Source organism: Acinetobacter sp. YH01007 (assembly GCF_013420425.1).
In the GTDB taxonomy this organism is placed as follows: Bacteria; Pseudomonadota; Gammaproteobacteria; order Pseudomonadales; family Moraxellaceae; genus Acinetobacter; species Acinetobacter towneri.
This window is the reverse complement of sequence record NZ_VOYC01000005.1, coordinates 29,081-44,241: the sequence shown is the minus strand read 5'-3', so window position 1 is coordinate 44,241 and position 15,161 is coordinate 29,081. Positions and strand designations below refer to the sequence as shown.

Here is a 15,161-nt window from a genome sequence, read left to right as displayed (position 1 = left end):
AAATATCGACTGAAACCTATGGATTCAAGAAGGTCATTATGAAAATTGGGTATGTATCTCTTACAGCATTACTGATGGTGGGATGTCAGGTGGTGCCATCGCAGCAGCAATTTTCGACTCAAACTTTGCGTGAGTCGCAGCCCGTGGTTGAAGCAGAGTCGCGCCTGAATCAAATTGATTTTCGTCAGTTAAAACAACAAAAAAAACGTCCAATTGTTGCATTGGTTTTGGGCAGTGGTGGTGCTCGTGGTTATGCACATATTGGAGTAATTGAAGTACTTGAGCAGTACGGTATTCATCCTGATTTTATTGTGGGCAGCAGCGCAGGCAGCATTGTCGGTTCAATTTATGCCAGTGGTAAAAATGCACAGCAATTACGTGAAATTGCCATGAATATGAAAGCCAATGATGTGCGGGATGTGACTTTAGATTTAAAAGGCTTTTTTGATGGTAAAAAAGTTGAAAATTATGTCAATGCACAAGTCGATCAACTCCGTTTGGAGCAATTTAAAATCCCGATGTACGTGGTGGCGACTGAATTAAAAGAAGGCAAAAAAGTCGTATTTAATTATGGCAATACGGGGCAGGCAGTGCGTGCGTCAGTGTCTATCCCAAGTATGTTTGTACCTACTAAAATTGCAGAACATGAATATGTCGATGGTGGTTTAGTGAGCCCTGTACCTGTCAAGGTTGCACGCGATTTAGGGGCAGATATTGTGATTGCCGTGAATATTTTGGCGCAGCCTATTCATACTGAAACCAGTAATGTGTGGGGATTGTTTAACCAAAATATTAATATTATGCAAAAGCATTTGGCCAATGAAGAATTGAAACTGGCAGATGTGGTCATTCAACCCGATTTACGTGAAAAAGCCCATATTTTTGATGTAAAAGGGCGCGAAGCGACTATGCTGGCAGGTGCAGAAGCAACCGCAGCGCAATTAAATAAAATTGATCAGGTCTATCAACAGCATCATTATGCGCATGGGCATAGAATTGTAGACTATAAAGTGAGTAATACTTTTGGGCTTTATGGACAGTTTAAATAGCTGTCCAGATCCTTCATTTAGGTCAATTCAATGAAATCAACAGATTTAACTTAAGTCTAATTAGGTGCTTGATAAAAATAACTTTAATGTTAGATTGCTTAGATTTATTCTTTGTAAGTATTTGATATTATAGTTTAAAAATAAAGATACCCTAAAGATATCTAAATACTGAGATGAGGTATTTAGACTTAAAATCAATTTTTTAGCGTGTTCTTTCGCACTGTTTCCATTTATTCTATGTAGCATTTACTGAATTCGTTTTTTAAGCAGTTTACCAATTGAACATGCTTCCAAGACAGCCTAACTTTTGTACTTCAGGACTTTAAAACTTTATAAAAAATCGAGGGGATACTTCATGCACGGCTTTGAAATTGGACAGCAGGTGAAACTTGCCACTATGGAGCAAGTTATTTTTACAGTGACGATGATTAATCCAGATGGTTCTTATGTGATTGAAGCTGCACTGAGTACCGAACAAACTTTGACTTATAGCAATGTGTCGCAGGAAATGCTGCGCTTGGTTTAAATGTCGCAGCGAAGTTTGAAAATTTACGGGGAAATTGAACTTTTTTTCGTGTAAATTCGCCGAAATTTGCTTGAATAATCCATTGAATAAAAGATTTTAGATTGTTTTTTGAACACTTGAATCAGGGGGATTCACGTAATATTCAATTTGAACAAATATTCTAAAAAATCAGAAATGGATTAAAAAATAACAGCTTGGGAGTCTTAGTCTTTAGTCTTATAATTTTAAATAAATGTTATCATAAACAATATAAATAATAATGATGCAGTTGTTGCCGAAATGAACATTCAAACTTTTATAAACGCGATATAATAATAGGCTCATATCTTACTGTCTTTAAAAGAGTCTAGAGAACGCGATGTCACCATTAGATCAAATTGCCCCAGTGTTAGATGACCAGTCAGAATTAACCATGACCGTGTTAATGACACCCGACATGGCAAATTTCTCAGGGAATGTACATGGTGGAACAATTTTAAAACTATTAGACCAAGTGGCGTATGCATGTGCGAGCCGCTATTCTGGTAGTTATGTGGTGACCCTTTCGGTTGATAAAGTGAACTTTAAAGAGCCGATTCATGTGGGTGAATTGGTGACTTTCCTTGCTAGTGTGAACCATGTCGGTCGTACTTCAATGGAAATTGGGATTCGTGTAGAAGCACAAAATATTCAAAAGCGTACAGTGCGCCATACCAACAGCTGTTACTTCACTATGGTTGCAGTCGATGAAAATGGTAAACCAAAACAAATCCCTGCGTTGAAATTAGACAATGACTGGAAGCGTTGCCGTTTTGAAGCAGCAGAGCAACGTAAAGTTGCACGTTTGCAAGAAAATCATCATCCATCTTGCAGCATTTATAAGAAAACTGAACAAAACTAAGTTTTCATCAAATTTAGCTGAAAACCTGTTTGCAATTGTAGACAGGTTTTTTTTGTGCCTATTTTTTAATTTTGTCCAAGGCAATATTGATTAGTTATGCAGATAAACAAAAACTGAGTAAACCGAGAGAGTGGCGGAAAACTCAGTTTTTGTATTCGATTTACATTTTTAAATGTATCTAAGTTTTAAGGCTGTTGCGTCGATGCAGCAGGGGTTTCAGTGCTTGCTTCAGATGCAGGTTGTGCAGCAGCTTGTTCTGAAGCTGGTTCAGCCACAGTTTCCTGCGTTGAAACAACTACTTTTTCCTGTTCTGTTGCTGTCGATTCAGCCTTTGCAGCAAAAGTAGTTGCAGTGGCAAAAGCAAAAGTTGAAGCGAGTAAAATTTGTGTCAATTTCATGGTTTGGCATCCTTATTTAAAGTTTTTCATGAGTAGTAGGGAGTGCTCAGCACAAGCATTAAGTAAAAAAACTTATTGCGGCTAAAGTGTTCAAGTCAGTCATCACCTGATTTGAACGGGCTGAACAGGAACTCATGCTAAAGAGCCAAAGCTATGGGATCAATGCTTGCAACAAAGCAAAACAATGACGGTTACTTGAACCGCACAATGATGATGAATAGGTCGTAGTTTGGTAATTTTTGTTTTAAATATGAAGTCAAATCCAATCAAAATGGCTGTGTTTTCCGCAATAAAATTGCGTGGTTGGCAATAAAACATAACATCAAGCGGCTAAAACTCGTGTATTTCCCCAAATAAGTTGCAGATCATCACGTAATAAATGTAAGCGAATTTTTCAAATCATGATGGTGATAGATGTGCTGAAATGAATAAATTTCAGTGTGTTTAGATTCAGATTGAACTAATCGCTAAACTTGCTTAGCATGCTTGAGTTGTTTGAAATTCAATAAAGTGAGCTTATTTTGAAATTAATTGCACCACAAAAAGCAGTCCCGACGCATATTATTTCTGGTTTTCTCGGTGCAGGAAAAACCACCTTATTGAAACAGTTACTCAGCCAAAAACCAGAACATGAAGTTTGGGCGGTGCTGATGAATGAATTTGGACAAATCGGGGTCGATCAACAACTCTTACCTCAGCAACAAGGTTATCAAGTCAAAGAATTATTGGGCGGTTGCTTATGTTGTAGCAGCCAATTGCCTATGCAAATTGCTTTGTCGCGTTTATTGTCCGAAGCGAAGCCTGACCGTTTATTCATCGAGCCGACAGGTTTGGGGCATCCTGCGCAACTCTTGGAACAACTGACCGAACCACATTGGCATACGCATTTATCGATGCGCGCCTTGGTGACGATAGTAGATGGTTCGCGTTTGCATGATCAGGCGTGGACGCAGCAAAACCTGTATGCCGATCAGCTCAAAGCTGCACAAATTATTGTGGTGTCACATGCAGACCAAATGCAGGCGGCAGATGAGCAAGCCCTCATACAACTACAACAGGAATATCAAGCCTACGCGCAAAAATGGTTGAAAGCAGAACAGGGTCATCTGGCTTTGACCGAAATGGATATACCGTATGTCGGTACACAGCGTAAAATTCAGCCGTTGCTAAAATTGCAACAGAAGGTCAGCTCTACAAATCTGCAAGAGTCTGCAGAAATCAAACAATTGCCATATCACTATGTCGAAACTGCACAAGGATATGCAGTCGCAGGTTGGAAATTGCCTAAACGTTGGCAATTCGACTTTTATCCCTTATTAGATTTACTCTGTGAACAGCAAGATTGGCTGCGTATTAAAGGAATTTTTTATACCAATCAGGGTTGGAAAAATTTCAACTTCAATCCGCAGCAATTTAATTATCAATCTACCGATGAAGGCATAGACAATCGGTTGGAAATTATTTATCAAAGCGAGCGTGATTGGGAAAAATTTGAGGCTGAACTATTGGCGTATCGGGTCGATGCTGCTGCGGTTCTAGACTGAAATCTATACGTTATCGGGCAAACGATACAGCAAAATCACAGAAAATCCATTATGCTTAGTGGCAAATTTAAACATAGTTTTAGGAATAGACAATGGCGCTGAAAGCGACAATTTATAAGGCAGATTTGAACATTGCCAATATGGATGTGCATCAATACGGTGACTATCAGCTCACCATGGCATTGCATCCTTCTGAAACTATTGAGCGATTGATGGTGCGTATTTTGGCATTCGCACGTTATGCAGATGAAGCTTTGGAATTTACCAAAGATTTATTTGAAACCGATGAGCCTGCTTTGTGGGAAAAAGACTTAACAGGGCAGTTAATTAAGTGGATTGAAGTCGGTTGCCCAGATGAAGACAAAGTCAAAAAAGCCAGTTCGCGTTGTAAGCAAGTTGCGATTATTGCTTATGGTTCATCGGTAGATGAATGGTACAAACGTAACAGTAAAATCAAAACTTTAAATAATGTTGAAGTGTGGCAACTATCGCCAGCGAGTACCGAAGCCGTTCAAGCTTTATGCGAACGTACCATGCAATTGCAGTTGAATGTAATGGATGGCGAATGGACATTGATTGGCGATCAGGCACAGGCTCAGATTGAGTGGACACAGTTGCAATAACACTTGCACGAGCTGGAAATTATCTTAAACATCGAAGTGTAAATATTTGGAGATGAACATGAGTGCAGAATTAGAAATTATTGATTTGGTGGTGGGTGAGGGGAAAGAAGCGGTTAAAGGCGCTTTAATTACTACGCATTACACAGGCTGGTTGGAAGATGGCACCAAGTTTGATTCATCCTTAGACCGTGGTAACTATTTTGAAACCGTGATTGGTACAGGTCGTGTCATTAAAGGCTGGGATCAAGGCATCATGGGGATGAAAGTGGGTGGTAAACGCAAACTGATCGTACCTGCGCATTTGGCTTATGGTGAGCGCAAAATGGGCAATATCATTCCTGCTAATTCTAATTTGATTTTTGAAATTGAATTGTATGATGTGAAAACACGCGATCAATAAACACCTTTCAACTTAGCCAAACCGCTAGAATTTAAGTCATTCATCCGATGCCAGTAAGGTCTAGCATAAATGACTTAATTTTTTACTTCAAATTTAGTGCAAGAACGATTAGATTAAAAAACAAGCACAATAGGACTTTTGCATTTTTGAATTTCACTCGGATGTGGCACAAGTGTGCATTACTCTTCTTAATTTTACTGTGCAGTGTACTCACACCACCGTGTGTGTTGGCGCAGTATGAGTCTGCACCTGAATCTTACTATCTACATCAACAACTGCTCAATTCTGTTCAATTTACTGAAGATCAATCGAGTATTTTGACTGGGCGATGGTTGTTTTATCCGCAACAATTGATTCAAGAACCCAGTGCGGTACTGGCATCGAATACCGTTGAATTGCCTGCTTCATTTGAAGATTTAATGGGCAATGCCAATACTTACGGCACTTTTATTGGGCACTTTCAAATTCCAAAAGAATTTCTAGGCAGACGTATTGCGATTTGGATTCCCAACCAATATGGCGCCTATCGGGTATTTTTAAATGGCGATCCACTGGTGCGTGTTGGCACAGTCGGTGCAGATGCGAGTAGTCACCAAACCGAAAATGCCCCACGAATTGCATATTTTGTTCCTGAAAGTGAATATTTTACCCTGACCATTCAAGCGTCTAGCTTTCAGAGCTTGCAAGGTGGTTTAAAAAATCCAATGAAAATTGGTTTAAGTCGCACCATCAATCAACAGTATCAGCGTTTGATGATGAGTATTGCCATGATTTGTGGGGCAGTACTTGGTATTGGTTTGTTTACCTTGATGTTTTCGGCATTTAGTCTTGCAAAGCGTATTTTTATTTTCGGCATTTTTATTGTTTTTCTGGCATTACACAATTTATTTTCTGCACCCTATGCCTATACCACTTTCCTGAATTTAAGTTGGTCTTGGGGAATAAGACTCGAATATTTATTTAGTTTTTTAGCGATTTTATTTTTCCTGAGTTATATGTTTTTGCTCAGTTCGCGCTATTTGCATCGTTGGGTATATAGCGCGGCAATGCTGTTATTGAGCTTTAATATTGGGGTGACGCTGTGGGCAGAACCCACTATTTTTCAGCAGTTGGCATTTTATAGTTCATTTTTCTTTGTTTTGATTTTGGCAAATTTTGCTTATGGATTTTATCAAACCCTGCGTTCAGGAGAGGATTATTCCAAAATTAATTTTTGGGCAGTAATTATTCTATGTGGCACATTTATTCATGATTTTTTATTAATGCTGAATCTGGTCAATTCCATTCATTTATCTTTTATTTCGACCAGTGTTTATGCATTGCTTATCATGTTTCAGCAGGCACGAAATTATGCCTACCATAACTTGCGCATTGAACGCTTGAACCAAAAACTGATTCATTTAAACAGCTCGTTAGATTTAAAAGTGCAGGAACGCACTGAACAACTCAGTCTTTTGAATGAAAAACTGGAAATACAGATTAAAACCGATGCATTAACAGGGGCATATAATCGCCGTGCATTAAATGAAGAAATTCAGCGTTTGTATTTTGAAACCTTGCAAAATAAGCGACATATTTTGGTCTTTGCGATGCTCGATGTCGATTATTTTAAAAAATACAATGATCATTATGGGCACTTAAAAGGCGATCAAATTCTGCAAAACCTAGTTAAAGTTTTACAAGATATTTTGCCTAAAAATGCGTTTGTGGCACGTTATGGGGGTGAAGAATTTGCCATTTTACTGCACGATATTCCGCAACCTGCGATTGCACCACTCATGCAAAAGGTCTTGCAGGCTGTGCGTGATGCAGCTTTTGAGCATGTAGCACGAGAAGACCATAAACAATATGTGACTTTAAGTATCGGTGTAGCGTGGATGACTCGCGCACAAGCGTATACGCACGTGGATGATTTTATGAAAGCTGCAGATGCGCATTTGTATCAAGCCAAACATGCAGGACGCGATCAGGTAGTAATTCAAACTTAATATGTTGACGCTACTCTACATGGCTTAAAGATAGCTCTGAATTTTTTGTTGAAGTTGTACGACAGAAACATTGCCCGACAGTCGTTCAACAATTTGCCCATCTTTAAAAATCAGAGTGGTCGGTAAACCAAAGACTTGATAACGCAAAGTTAAAATTGGAGATTGATCGACATTCACTTTGCCAAACTTTACCGAAGCATCAAAAAGTTGGGCAAGCTGCTCAAAAAATGGTGCATTTTGAACACAAGGCGTACACCACGTCGCATAAAAACGAATCACCGCAACGCCTGTTTCATATTCAAACTCACGGTAATTATTTTCGTTGTATTCCACAATTTCTGACATCACATACTCTTTAATCATAAATAAAAATTTAATCACGCATGAAACACCACGGCATGAGAATTATACCTAAGTTAATCTGGGTTTTAATGCTTTGCTGTTTTATGTTCAAATAGTCAGAATTCATATCAGCATCAAACAATCAGGGATTTGCCATGACACAAAACACAATGCAGCAGATTATTATTACAGAACCAGGTGGCCCAGAAAAATTAGCCTATGAAACGGTTGCAATACCTGAGCCACAAGCCAATGAGGTTTTGGTCAAAGTACATGCTTTTGGTTTGAATCGTCCTGATATTTTACAGCGTCAGGGTCTGTATCCTATGCCTAAAGGCGTGACGCCAGTGCCAGGTTTAGAAGTAGCAGGTGAAGTAGTTGCTGTGGGTGCAGATGTTAGCCAATTTAAAGTTGGTGATGCAGTGTGTGGCTTAACCAATGGTGGTGGTTATGCAGAATATTGTGTTGTACCAGAAAGCCAGACTTTGACAATTCCAACAGGTGTCAGTTTTGTACAAGCCGCTGCGATACCTGAAACATTTTTTACTGTGTGGGCCAATGTATTCCAAATGGGTAAAGCCAAAGCAGGTGAAACGGCGCTGATTCATGGTGGAACCAGTGGTATTGGTACAACTGCTTTAATGCTGTGCAATGCCTTAGGTTTAAAAACCTTTGCAACCGTAGGTTCAGATGAAAAAGTACAAGCAATTTCACATCTCACCACAGCAATTAATTACAAGACACAAGATTTTGAACAAGTGATTAACGAAGCGACAGACAATGCTGGGGTCGATGTCATTTTAGATATTGTTGGTGCGCCGTATTTGGAACGTAATTTAAACTTATTACGTCGTGATGGTCGCTTGGTGTATATCGCATTCTTAGGTGGTGCAAAAGCCAAAGAAGTAAAACTTGGTCAAATTATGATGAAGCGTCTTACCATTACGGGTTCGACCATGCGCGCCCGCAATACTGCAGAAAAAGCTGAAATTACCAAAGGTTTGCAAGAGATAGTTTGGCCATTGTTAGCCAAAGGTGAATGTCTGCCTATGATTTATAAAACCTTTCAGTTTGATCAAATTCAGCAAGCGCATGCCGAAATGGATACAGGCGAGCATGTGGGCAAAGTAGTGGTCGAAGTGATTTAAAGACTCAAATTTAAAATCAACGTACATAAAAAAACTGACCGAGTGTCAGTTTTTTATGTGTACTTTATAGAGGATTTTAACAAAGATTTTTTGAATCAGTTTTAGCAATTATTTTAATCATAATTACATAAATATTCCTTTAAACTACAATTCAACACAATAAAATTTTTCCAAATAGTCAAATATTAAGGAGGTGTAGGACACACCCTGTCAATAATAAACCTTATCTTTATATTCATTGAATTCATTCTCAAGATTACAAAACGGTTCATGTAAAATAATTTGATAGAGAGAGCAGGCTTATGAAAATTTTATCTGCATATACGCCAAAACACAGTCTACGTGCATTAAAACGGTTACACAAAAATATTGTTCGTCAGCAAATCAATGTTGGGAACTTAAATAAAATGTATCATGCGATGCTACATTTAGAGCGCTATATTGACCGCCTCGATCATGATAAACGCGAAAACTTGTATTAAGTGTAAAGAGCAACCTGTTAATTATTTTTTACTAAAAAGTACAAGTGAGTTGAAAAGTTAAACCTGTTATTTATTGGATTATTCATTTGAAATAACGGGTTTTAAATAGACGGTAAAATTCAGGAGAAAAACTAAGGGAACAATAAGAAATTTAAAATAAACAAGGATGATCAAAGCTGAAAGATCAATTTTAAACTGCTGCACTGTAATAGGTGCAGCACTGCCTTGTGTGAACAATTGCTTCGGAATGTGTCGAGCTTTTAGCTAAATTGTGCGAAAATAGCGTTTTGCTATTTTTGTCCAAGGGCAGTACATGATTGACCAATCTCCTGAATCATTAAGTGATATCGAAATACTCGACATTTTGCAGTCTATGAAAAGTGATGAGCTAGACACAGAGGCAAAAGAAATTATCCGTAATGGTGGGAAAGCAGGTCGTCAGGAAGCGCATAAAGCAGCGTTGGTGGCACTGAATCAATCATTTGAAAGCAAATTTGTAGAAGCGGTGAGTTTGGCTTTGCAGTTAAATGAAGCGCAAATGAAAAAAATTCGTTATAAAAAAGACCGTGTGCGTATTTTAAAAGCACGTGGGATTGATTATTTAGCCATTGATGGCACAGAAACTGCACAAGTATTGGCTCAGGTTGCACAAGCGATTGTGCGTGAAGATGCTGTGGTAACGCATGATTTGCACAATATTTTCCCTTTCTGGAAAGAAGGTTGGCCAATGGTGCAATTCGACAATGTCTATAAAATTTTAGCTGAAGACATTGCGATTCATTATCAAGCAGTATTGGATGAGTTGATCAGTAAGTATTAAGTAAATACTCAGCTAAATTTCAGAAGTATCAGTTCAGATTTAAAAAAGCACCACTTCATTTTGATGTGGTGTTTTTTTGTGAATGCGAGAAAATGTAGATGCAATCAGGCTGAACGAATACAAGGAATCTCACTATCCATCTGCTTCAGTGTTGTTTTGTATTTCCTGCGTTTCTACAATTCGTGTCACTAAAAGTTGGTCAATTTTAAAATGATCGACGTCGACCACTTCAAATTTATAACCACCAAAAAGTACAGAGTCGGCAGGACGCGGGATTTTACGTAGCTTATACATCATAAAACCTGCAATGGTTTCATAATTTTCATCATCTGGCATTTCATCAATTTGCAGCGCGTGTTTAATGTCTTCAATTGGTGTACTGCCATCAATCAGCCAAGAATTGTTATCACGTTTAATGATTTGCTGATCTTCTTCAATAGGTGTTACCCAATCGCCCATCACAGTAATCATAATATCAGACAGGGTAATTACGCCCACAACCAACGCATATTCATTAATCACTACGGCAAATTTTTCTTTGGTAGAGCGGAAACGGTCTAAGACTTCAGACAGCGTGAGTGTATCTGGAATGGTTAATACATTACGGATGGTGCTTTCATTTAGTTGTAGTAAAGATTGATTATTGAGGATTCTGACCAAAATATCTTTGGCATCAACATAACCAATCACATCATCAATATTTTCGCTACAGACCAAAAATTTGGAATAAGGATATTCTGCAAGTTTTTGACGAATACTGGCTTCAGATTCCTTTAGGGTAAAAAACACCACATTTTCACGTGTAGTCATACTCGAAGGCACGTTACGTTCTTCAAGTTCAAACACGTTTTCAATAAAGTGATGTTCCTGCTTTTGTAAAACACCTGCTTGAGCGCCTGCATCCATGACTGCAGAAATATCATCAAATGTAATATTGTCTTCGCGCGTGGTATTTACTTTAAATAAACGGAACAGCACGTTGGCAATCGCATTAATCATCCATGCCAAAGGCTTGCATATCCGAATAAAAATTTGAATCGGATTAATCACCGATACCGCAATTTTTTCAGGGGCGATCATTGCCAAACGCTTAGGCATTAGGTCGGCAAATAAAATAAACAGCGAAGTCACTAAGGTAAATGACAAGGCAAAACTAAGCGTTTCAGCCCATGGTCCTTGATAGAAGCGCACAACTAAGTTGTAAAAATAAGGACGGAATGCGCCTTCACCTAAAATACCACCTAAAATGGCAACTGCGTTTAAGCCAATTTGTGAGGCAGCAAAAAAATCAGCTGAGTTTTCTTGTAGGTCTAAAACTTTTTGGGCACGTTCATCGCCTGATTCGGCTAGAATTTTCAGTTTAACTTTACGTGCACCAGCCAACGCAATTTCAGTCAGCGATAAAAAACCAGCTCCGACAATGAGGATGAGGATAATAACAATATTCTGGAAGAGGCTCACGAATCCACCTGTGGATTATATTATTTTAAATATAACAATTTGAATCTTTATTAAATCATGATTAAACAATGAGGAATATCGAAATATTCCTCATCTGAGTATAAGCGTTTGTGCCAATAAGTTCAGTGAATTTTTAATTAATAGGCTGAAAATTGAGAGTTATTCAGTAAAAACTCACGGTTTTCTTCTTCAATCATTTGGCGCGCTACATATAAAATCAATTGGCGTAACCAACGGTGTGCAGGGTGATGATGTAACAACGGACACCATGCCATCTTTAATTCAAATTCTGGAATATAAAATGGTGGGTCTTTAATCAGTAAACTTTGGCTTTTGGCTTGTAAGCGCGCAATACGTGTAGGTAAGGTTGCGACTAAATCTACATTAGACGCGAGTAGTGCAGGCATTTGATAATGACGGGTAAACACCGAAATTTTACGTTTTTGTCCAATACGCTCTAAAGCTTGATCAATCCAACCCAGTCCCGCTTGTTTCTCTGGATTCACACCAAAACCAACGCCCATACCTGTTTTAGAAACCCAAATATGTTGTGCATCTAAGTAGCTTTTTAAATTCAGGTTATTGGCAGCAGGGTGTTTGTGATTGAGCAGGCAAGAAAAACTATCACGCCAAACTAAAACCTGATGGAAACTTTGTGGAATTTCATTAAAACGGTTAATCGCCAAATCGACTTTACCTTGTTCCATGTCGCGATAAGACACATCACTCGGGGTTAAAAAGTCTAATACCACATTAGGTGCTTCAGAGCGTAAAGCTTTAACCAAGCGTGGGACTAATGTGGCTTCTGCGTAATCGGAGGTCATAATCCGAAATACACGATTTGAAGTATAAGGGCGGAACTCAGTACGCGGCTCCAAAATCATAGAAAGGTCAGATAAGGCATCGCGGATACGCGGTTGTAATTCTAAGGCACGTTCAGTTGGCGTCATGCCTTCAGAAGAACGAATCAGCAGGGGATCATTAAATAAATTGCGCAAACGACGTAAAATGTTACTCATCGCAGGTTGGGTAACGCCCAATTGTTCTGCAGCACGGGTTACATTTTTTTCACGAAGTAAGACGTCAAGATAAATTAATAGATTAAGATCAACCCGCTCCAGATTCATAAAATAAATACCGAAAATAAAATCACTAAATTATTGGAATTATGCCATAAGCCGTAAGGCTTGTGTATAAATTATGATGAAAAAATCGACGAGGTAAATAGCAAAAAATCTGAATAAAAACAGCCAGCCCCATCATTATTTCCTAAAGAAATGTAAGTTGCCTAGCACTGCATCTATACTTTTTAATCTTAAATGCAAAAACACTTAAAAGCATTGGCAGAACTGATAGCAGATTCTATTTTGTATGAAACTTATGCACTTACATTGTGCTGAAAAGCAGCAAAATTTTGCTAAAAAATGGCAGAAATCGCCAATGCAAGCATTTTTTATGAAATGCAAGACTTAAGTCTAATGCAGAAAATATCGGCACAGAGATGAATTTGTAAGCAAAGATATTTGATTAATTTTCTAAATAAGGTTTTTAAAATCAATATGTTGTGTTTTTATTGTTTTTGTGAATTAAGACTTTGATCTATACATTTTTTTAAAAAATACCGAGAATTACACGAGAATATTGGATTAATTCATTCAGTCACTCTACTCTGTATTCATCGTAACGAAGTGCTCTAAATCTGAGCAATCAAGCATAAGCGCGATTTAGCCTTCGATTGATAAATCCTAAATAATATTACAGGGTACAATATCATGACTACATACCAAACAGCGATTGATGCAATCCGCGAATTAAAAGCAAAATTCGGCAACACTTGGGCAGACATCAGTCCTGAAGATGCTGCGCGTATGCAAATGCAAAACCGTTTCAAAACTGGTTTAGATATTGCTAAATATACAGCTGCGATTATGCGTCGTGATATGGCTGCTTATGATGCTGATTCAAGCAAATACACTCAATCTTTAGGTTGCTGGCACGGTTTTGTTGCGCAACAAAAAATGATTGCGAACAAAAAATACTTCGGTACTACTGAACGCCGTTATATCTACCTTTCTGGTTGGATGGTTGCTGCACTTCGTTCAGAATTCGGTCCACTTCCTGACCAATCTATGCACGAAAAAACTTCTGTTCCTGCATTGATCGAAGAAATCTACACATTCTTACGTCAAGCTGACGCGAAAGAATTAAACGATTTGTTCCGCGCACTTAAAAAAGCACAAGACGCTGGTGATACTGCTAAAGCTGCTGAAATCACTGCTCAAATCGACAACTTTGAAACTCACGTTGTGCCAATCATTGCGGACATCGACGCTGGTTTCGGTAACGAAGAAGCAACTTACTTATTAGCTAAGAAAATGATCGAAGCGGGTGCATGTGCACTTCAAATCGAAAACCAAGTTTCTGACGCGAAACAATGTGGTCACCAAGCTGGTAAAGTAACTGTTCCACACGAAGACTTCATCGCTAAAATCCACGCGTTACGTTATGCGTTCTTAGAAATGGGTCTTGACGACGGTATCATCGTTGCACGTACTGACTCTGAAGGCGCTGACTTAACTCAAAAAATCCCAGTAGTTAAAGAGCCAGGCGACATCGCTTCTCAATACATCAGCTACTTAGACACTCAAGAAATTGACATCTCTGAAGCGAAAGAAGACGAAATCCTAATCAAGCGTGATGGTAAATTACACCGTCCTAAGCGTTTAGCTTCTGGCTTGTACCAGTTCCGTGAAGGCACTCAAATTGACCGCGTTGTACTTGACTGTGTAACTAGCTTACAAAACGGTGCTGACCTTCTTTGGATCGAAACTGCGACTCCAAACGTAGAAGAAATCGCTCACATGGTTAACCGTGTACGTGAAGTTGTGCCAAATGCGAAACTTGTTTACAACAACTCTCCATCATTCAACTGGACACTGAACTTCCGTCAACAAGCGTACGACCGTTGGGTTGCTGAAGGTAAAGACGTATCTGCATACGACCGCGCTAAATTAATGAGCGCTGAGTACGACGATTCTGAATTGGCTGCTGAAGCTGACGAAAAAGTACGTACATTCCAAGCAGACGCTTCTCGTGAAGCAGGCGTGTTCCACCACTTGATCACTCTGCCTACTTACCACACAGCTGCTCTTTCTACTCACGAGCTTGCTCAAGGTTACTTCGGTTCTGAAGGTATGTTGGCTTATGTTGCTGGCGTACAACGTAAAGAAATCCGCGGTGGTATCGCTTGTGTTAAACACCAAGCAATGGCTGGTTCTGACATCGGTGACGATCACAAAGAAATTTTCTCTGGTGACAACGCGCTTAAAGCAGCGGACGAAGCTAAAAACACAATGAACCAATTCAACGCGTAATCGCTTGATGGTTTAAAAGAAAACCCTGCTGATGCAGGGTTTTTTTATGGCTATTTAAAATAGTCAAAGAACTTTGAAACATCCTTAAATTGATGTTCCTTCATTTATGAAATGCAGCAGCTGTAA

The 15,161-nt window shown here is 38.8% G+C and carries 15 protein-coding genes; 11 read left to right on the top strand and 4 right to left on the bottom strand.

Translation table 11 applies throughout. The features are described from left to right. Positions 1 to 74 precede the first annotated feature (74 nt). The 3 genes from FTT74_RS03570 (at position 75) to FTT74_RS03560 (ending at position 2,455) form a co-directional block, all read left to right on the top strand. Complete coding sequence (locus tag FTT74_RS03570; RefSeq protein ID WP_171501123.1) at positions 75 to 1,049, top strand: patatin-like phospholipase family protein; 975 nt, start codon at positions 75 to 77, stop codon at positions 1,047 to 1,049. A gap of 355 nt (positions 1,050 to 1,404) precedes the next feature. Then, positions 1,405 to 1,575: a hypothetical protein gene (locus FTT74_RS03565; protein WP_004977313.1), complete on the top strand. Its 171-nt coding sequence runs from the start codon at positions 1,405 to 1,407 to the stop codon at positions 1,573 to 1,575. A 358-nt stretch (positions 1,576 to 1,933) separates the two neighbouring features. Further along, positions 1,934 to 2,455, top strand: coding sequence for an acyl-CoA thioesterase (locus FTT74_RS03560; protein WP_004977311.1), 522 nt, complete (start codon positions 1,934 to 1,936; stop codon positions 2,453 to 2,455). A gap of 185 nt (positions 2,456 to 2,640) precedes the next feature. Here FTT74_RS03560 and FTT74_RS03555 read toward each other — a convergent pair whose 3' ends face one another. Next, positions 2,641 to 2,853, bottom strand: a complete 213-nt coding sequence (locus FTT74_RS03555) for a hypothetical protein (protein WP_004977309.1) — start codon at positions 2,851 to 2,853, stop codon at positions 2,641 to 2,643. A gap of 521 nt (positions 2,854 to 3,374) precedes the next feature. Here FTT74_RS03555 and FTT74_RS03550 point away from each other — a divergent pair. The 4 genes from FTT74_RS03550 (at position 3,375) to FTT74_RS03535 (ending at position 7,408) form a co-directional block, all read left to right on the top strand. Beyond that, entirely contained in the window at positions 3,375 to 4,397 is a 1,023-nt protein-coding gene (locus FTT74_RS03550) for a GTP-binding protein (RefSeq protein WP_179988571.1), read from the top strand. 92 nt (positions 4,398 to 4,489) lie between these two features. Beyond that, the gene (locus tag FTT74_RS03545; RefSeq protein WP_004977306.1) at positions 4,490 to 5,020 is read left to right on the top strand and encodes a YaeQ family protein; all 531 of its coding nucleotides are present in this window, start codon (positions 4,490 to 4,492) and stop codon (positions 5,018 to 5,020) included. Between the two features lie 58 nt (positions 5,021 to 5,078). After that, a complete protein-coding gene (locus FTT74_RS03540) occupies positions 5,079 to 5,420 on the top strand; it encodes an FKBP-type peptidyl-prolyl cis-trans isomerase (protein ID WP_004977304.1) in 342 nt (113 codons plus the stop codon). Between the two features lie 161 nt (positions 5,421 to 5,581). Next, a complete protein-coding gene (locus tag FTT74_RS03535; RefSeq protein WP_257221821.1) occupies positions 5,582 to 7,408 on the top strand; it encodes a GGDEF domain-containing protein in 1,827 nt (608 codons plus the stop codon). A gap of 24 nt (positions 7,409 to 7,432) precedes the next feature. Here FTT74_RS03535 and FTT74_RS03530 read toward each other — a convergent pair whose 3' ends face one another. Continuing rightward, on the bottom strand, positions 7,433 to 7,753 hold the full coding sequence (locus FTT74_RS03530) for a co-chaperone YbbN (RefSeq protein WP_004977299.1): 321 nt from the start codon (positions 7,751 to 7,753) through the stop codon (positions 7,433 to 7,435). A 152-nt stretch (positions 7,754 to 7,905) separates the two neighbouring features. On the opposite strand from FTT74_RS03530, the gene FTT74_RS03525 reads away from it, so the two are divergent. The 3 genes from FTT74_RS03525 to FTT74_RS03515 all read left to right on the top strand — a co-directional run bounded on the left by FTT74_RS03525 (position 7,906) and on the right by FTT74_RS03515 (position 10,200). Beyond that, entirely contained in the window at positions 7,906 to 8,898 is a 993-nt protein-coding gene (locus FTT74_RS03525; RefSeq protein WP_104852325.1) for an NAD(P)H-quinone oxidoreductase, read from the top strand. A 302-nt stretch (positions 8,899 to 9,200) separates the two neighbouring features. Then, complete coding sequence (locus FTT74_RS03520) at positions 9,201 to 9,380, top strand: hypothetical protein (RefSeq protein ID WP_004977288.1); 180 nt, start codon at positions 9,201 to 9,203, stop codon at positions 9,378 to 9,380. 313 nt (positions 9,381 to 9,693) lie between these two features. Further along, positions 9,694 to 10,200: a hypothetical protein gene (locus FTT74_RS03515; protein ID WP_004977287.1), complete on the top strand. Its 507-nt coding sequence runs from the start codon at positions 9,694 to 9,696 to the stop codon at positions 10,198 to 10,200. 132 nt (positions 10,201 to 10,332) lie between these two features. Here the strand turns inward: FTT74_RS03515 and FTT74_RS03510 are convergent, their stop codons facing one another. Then, complete coding sequence (locus tag FTT74_RS03510; RefSeq protein ID WP_179988570.1) at positions 10,333 to 11,661, bottom strand: hemolysin family protein; 1,329 nt, start codon at positions 11,659 to 11,661, stop codon at positions 10,333 to 10,335. A gap of 137 nt (positions 11,662 to 11,798) precedes the next feature. After that, positions 11,799 to 12,788 carry a LysR family transcriptional regulator gene (locus FTT74_RS03505; protein WP_004977282.1) on the bottom strand — a complete coding sequence of 330 codons (990 nt, stop codon included), beginning with the start codon at positions 12,786 to 12,788 and terminating at the stop codon, positions 11,799 to 11,801. Between the two features lie 645 nt (positions 12,789 to 13,433). Here FTT74_RS03505 and FTT74_RS03500 point away from each other — a divergent pair. Further along, positions 13,434 to 15,035, top strand: coding sequence for an isocitrate lyase (locus FTT74_RS03500; RefSeq protein ID WP_004977281.1), 1,602 nt, complete (start codon positions 13,434 to 13,436; stop codon positions 15,033 to 15,035). Positions 15,036 to 15,161: the final 126 nt, after the last annotated feature.

What these genes read in the sequence shown, in the direction of transcription:
- FTT74_RS03570 (WP_171501123.1), top strand. Translation starts at nt 75, where the DNA reads ATGGTGGGATGTCAGGTGGTGCCATCGCAGCAGCAATTTTCGACTCAA.
- FTT74_RS03565 (WP_004977313.1), top strand. Translation starts at nt 1,405, where the DNA reads ATGCACGGCTTTGAAATTGGACAGCAGGTGAAACTTGCCACTATGGAG.
- FTT74_RS03560 (WP_004977311.1), top strand. Translation starts at nt 1,934, where the DNA reads ATGTCACCATTAGATCAAATTGCCCCAGTGTTAGATGACCAGTCAGAA.
- FTT74_RS03555 (WP_004977309.1), bottom strand. Translation starts at nt 2,853, where the DNA reads ATGAAATTGACACAAATTTTACTCGCTTCAACTTTTGCTTTTGCCACT.
- FTT74_RS03545 (WP_004977306.1), top strand. Translation starts at nt 4,490, where the DNA reads ATGGCGCTGAAAGCGACAATTTATAAGGCAGATTTGAACATTGCCAAT.
- FTT74_RS03540 (WP_004977304.1), top strand. Translation starts at nt 5,079, where the DNA reads ATGAGTGCAGAATTAGAAATTATTGATTTGGTGGTGGGTGAGGGGAAA.
- FTT74_RS03535 (WP_257221821.1), top strand. Translation starts at nt 5,582, where the DNA reads ATGTGGCACAAGTGTGCATTACTCTTCTTAATTTTACTGTGCAGTGTA.
- FTT74_RS03530 (WP_004977299.1), bottom strand. Translation starts at nt 7,753, where the DNA reads ATGTCAGAAATTGTGGAATACAACGAAAATAATTACCGTGAGTTTGAA.
- FTT74_RS03525 (WP_104852325.1), top strand. Translation starts at nt 7,906, where the DNA reads ATGACACAAAACACAATGCAGCAGATTATTATTACAGAACCAGGTGGC.
- FTT74_RS03520 (WP_004977288.1), top strand. Translation starts at nt 9,201, where the DNA reads ATGAAAATTTTATCTGCATATACGCCAAAACACAGTCTACGTGCATTA.
- FTT74_RS03515 (WP_004977287.1), top strand. Translation starts at nt 9,694, where the DNA reads ATGATTGACCAATCTCCTGAATCATTAAGTGATATCGAAATACTCGAC.
- FTT74_RS03505 (WP_004977282.1), bottom strand. Translation starts at nt 12,788, where the DNA reads ATGAATCTGGAGCGGGTTGATCTTAATCTATTAATTTATCTTGACGTC.
- FTT74_RS03500 (WP_004977281.1), top strand. Translation starts at nt 13,434, where the DNA reads ATGACTACATACCAAACAGCGATTGATGCAATCCGCGAATTAAAAGCA.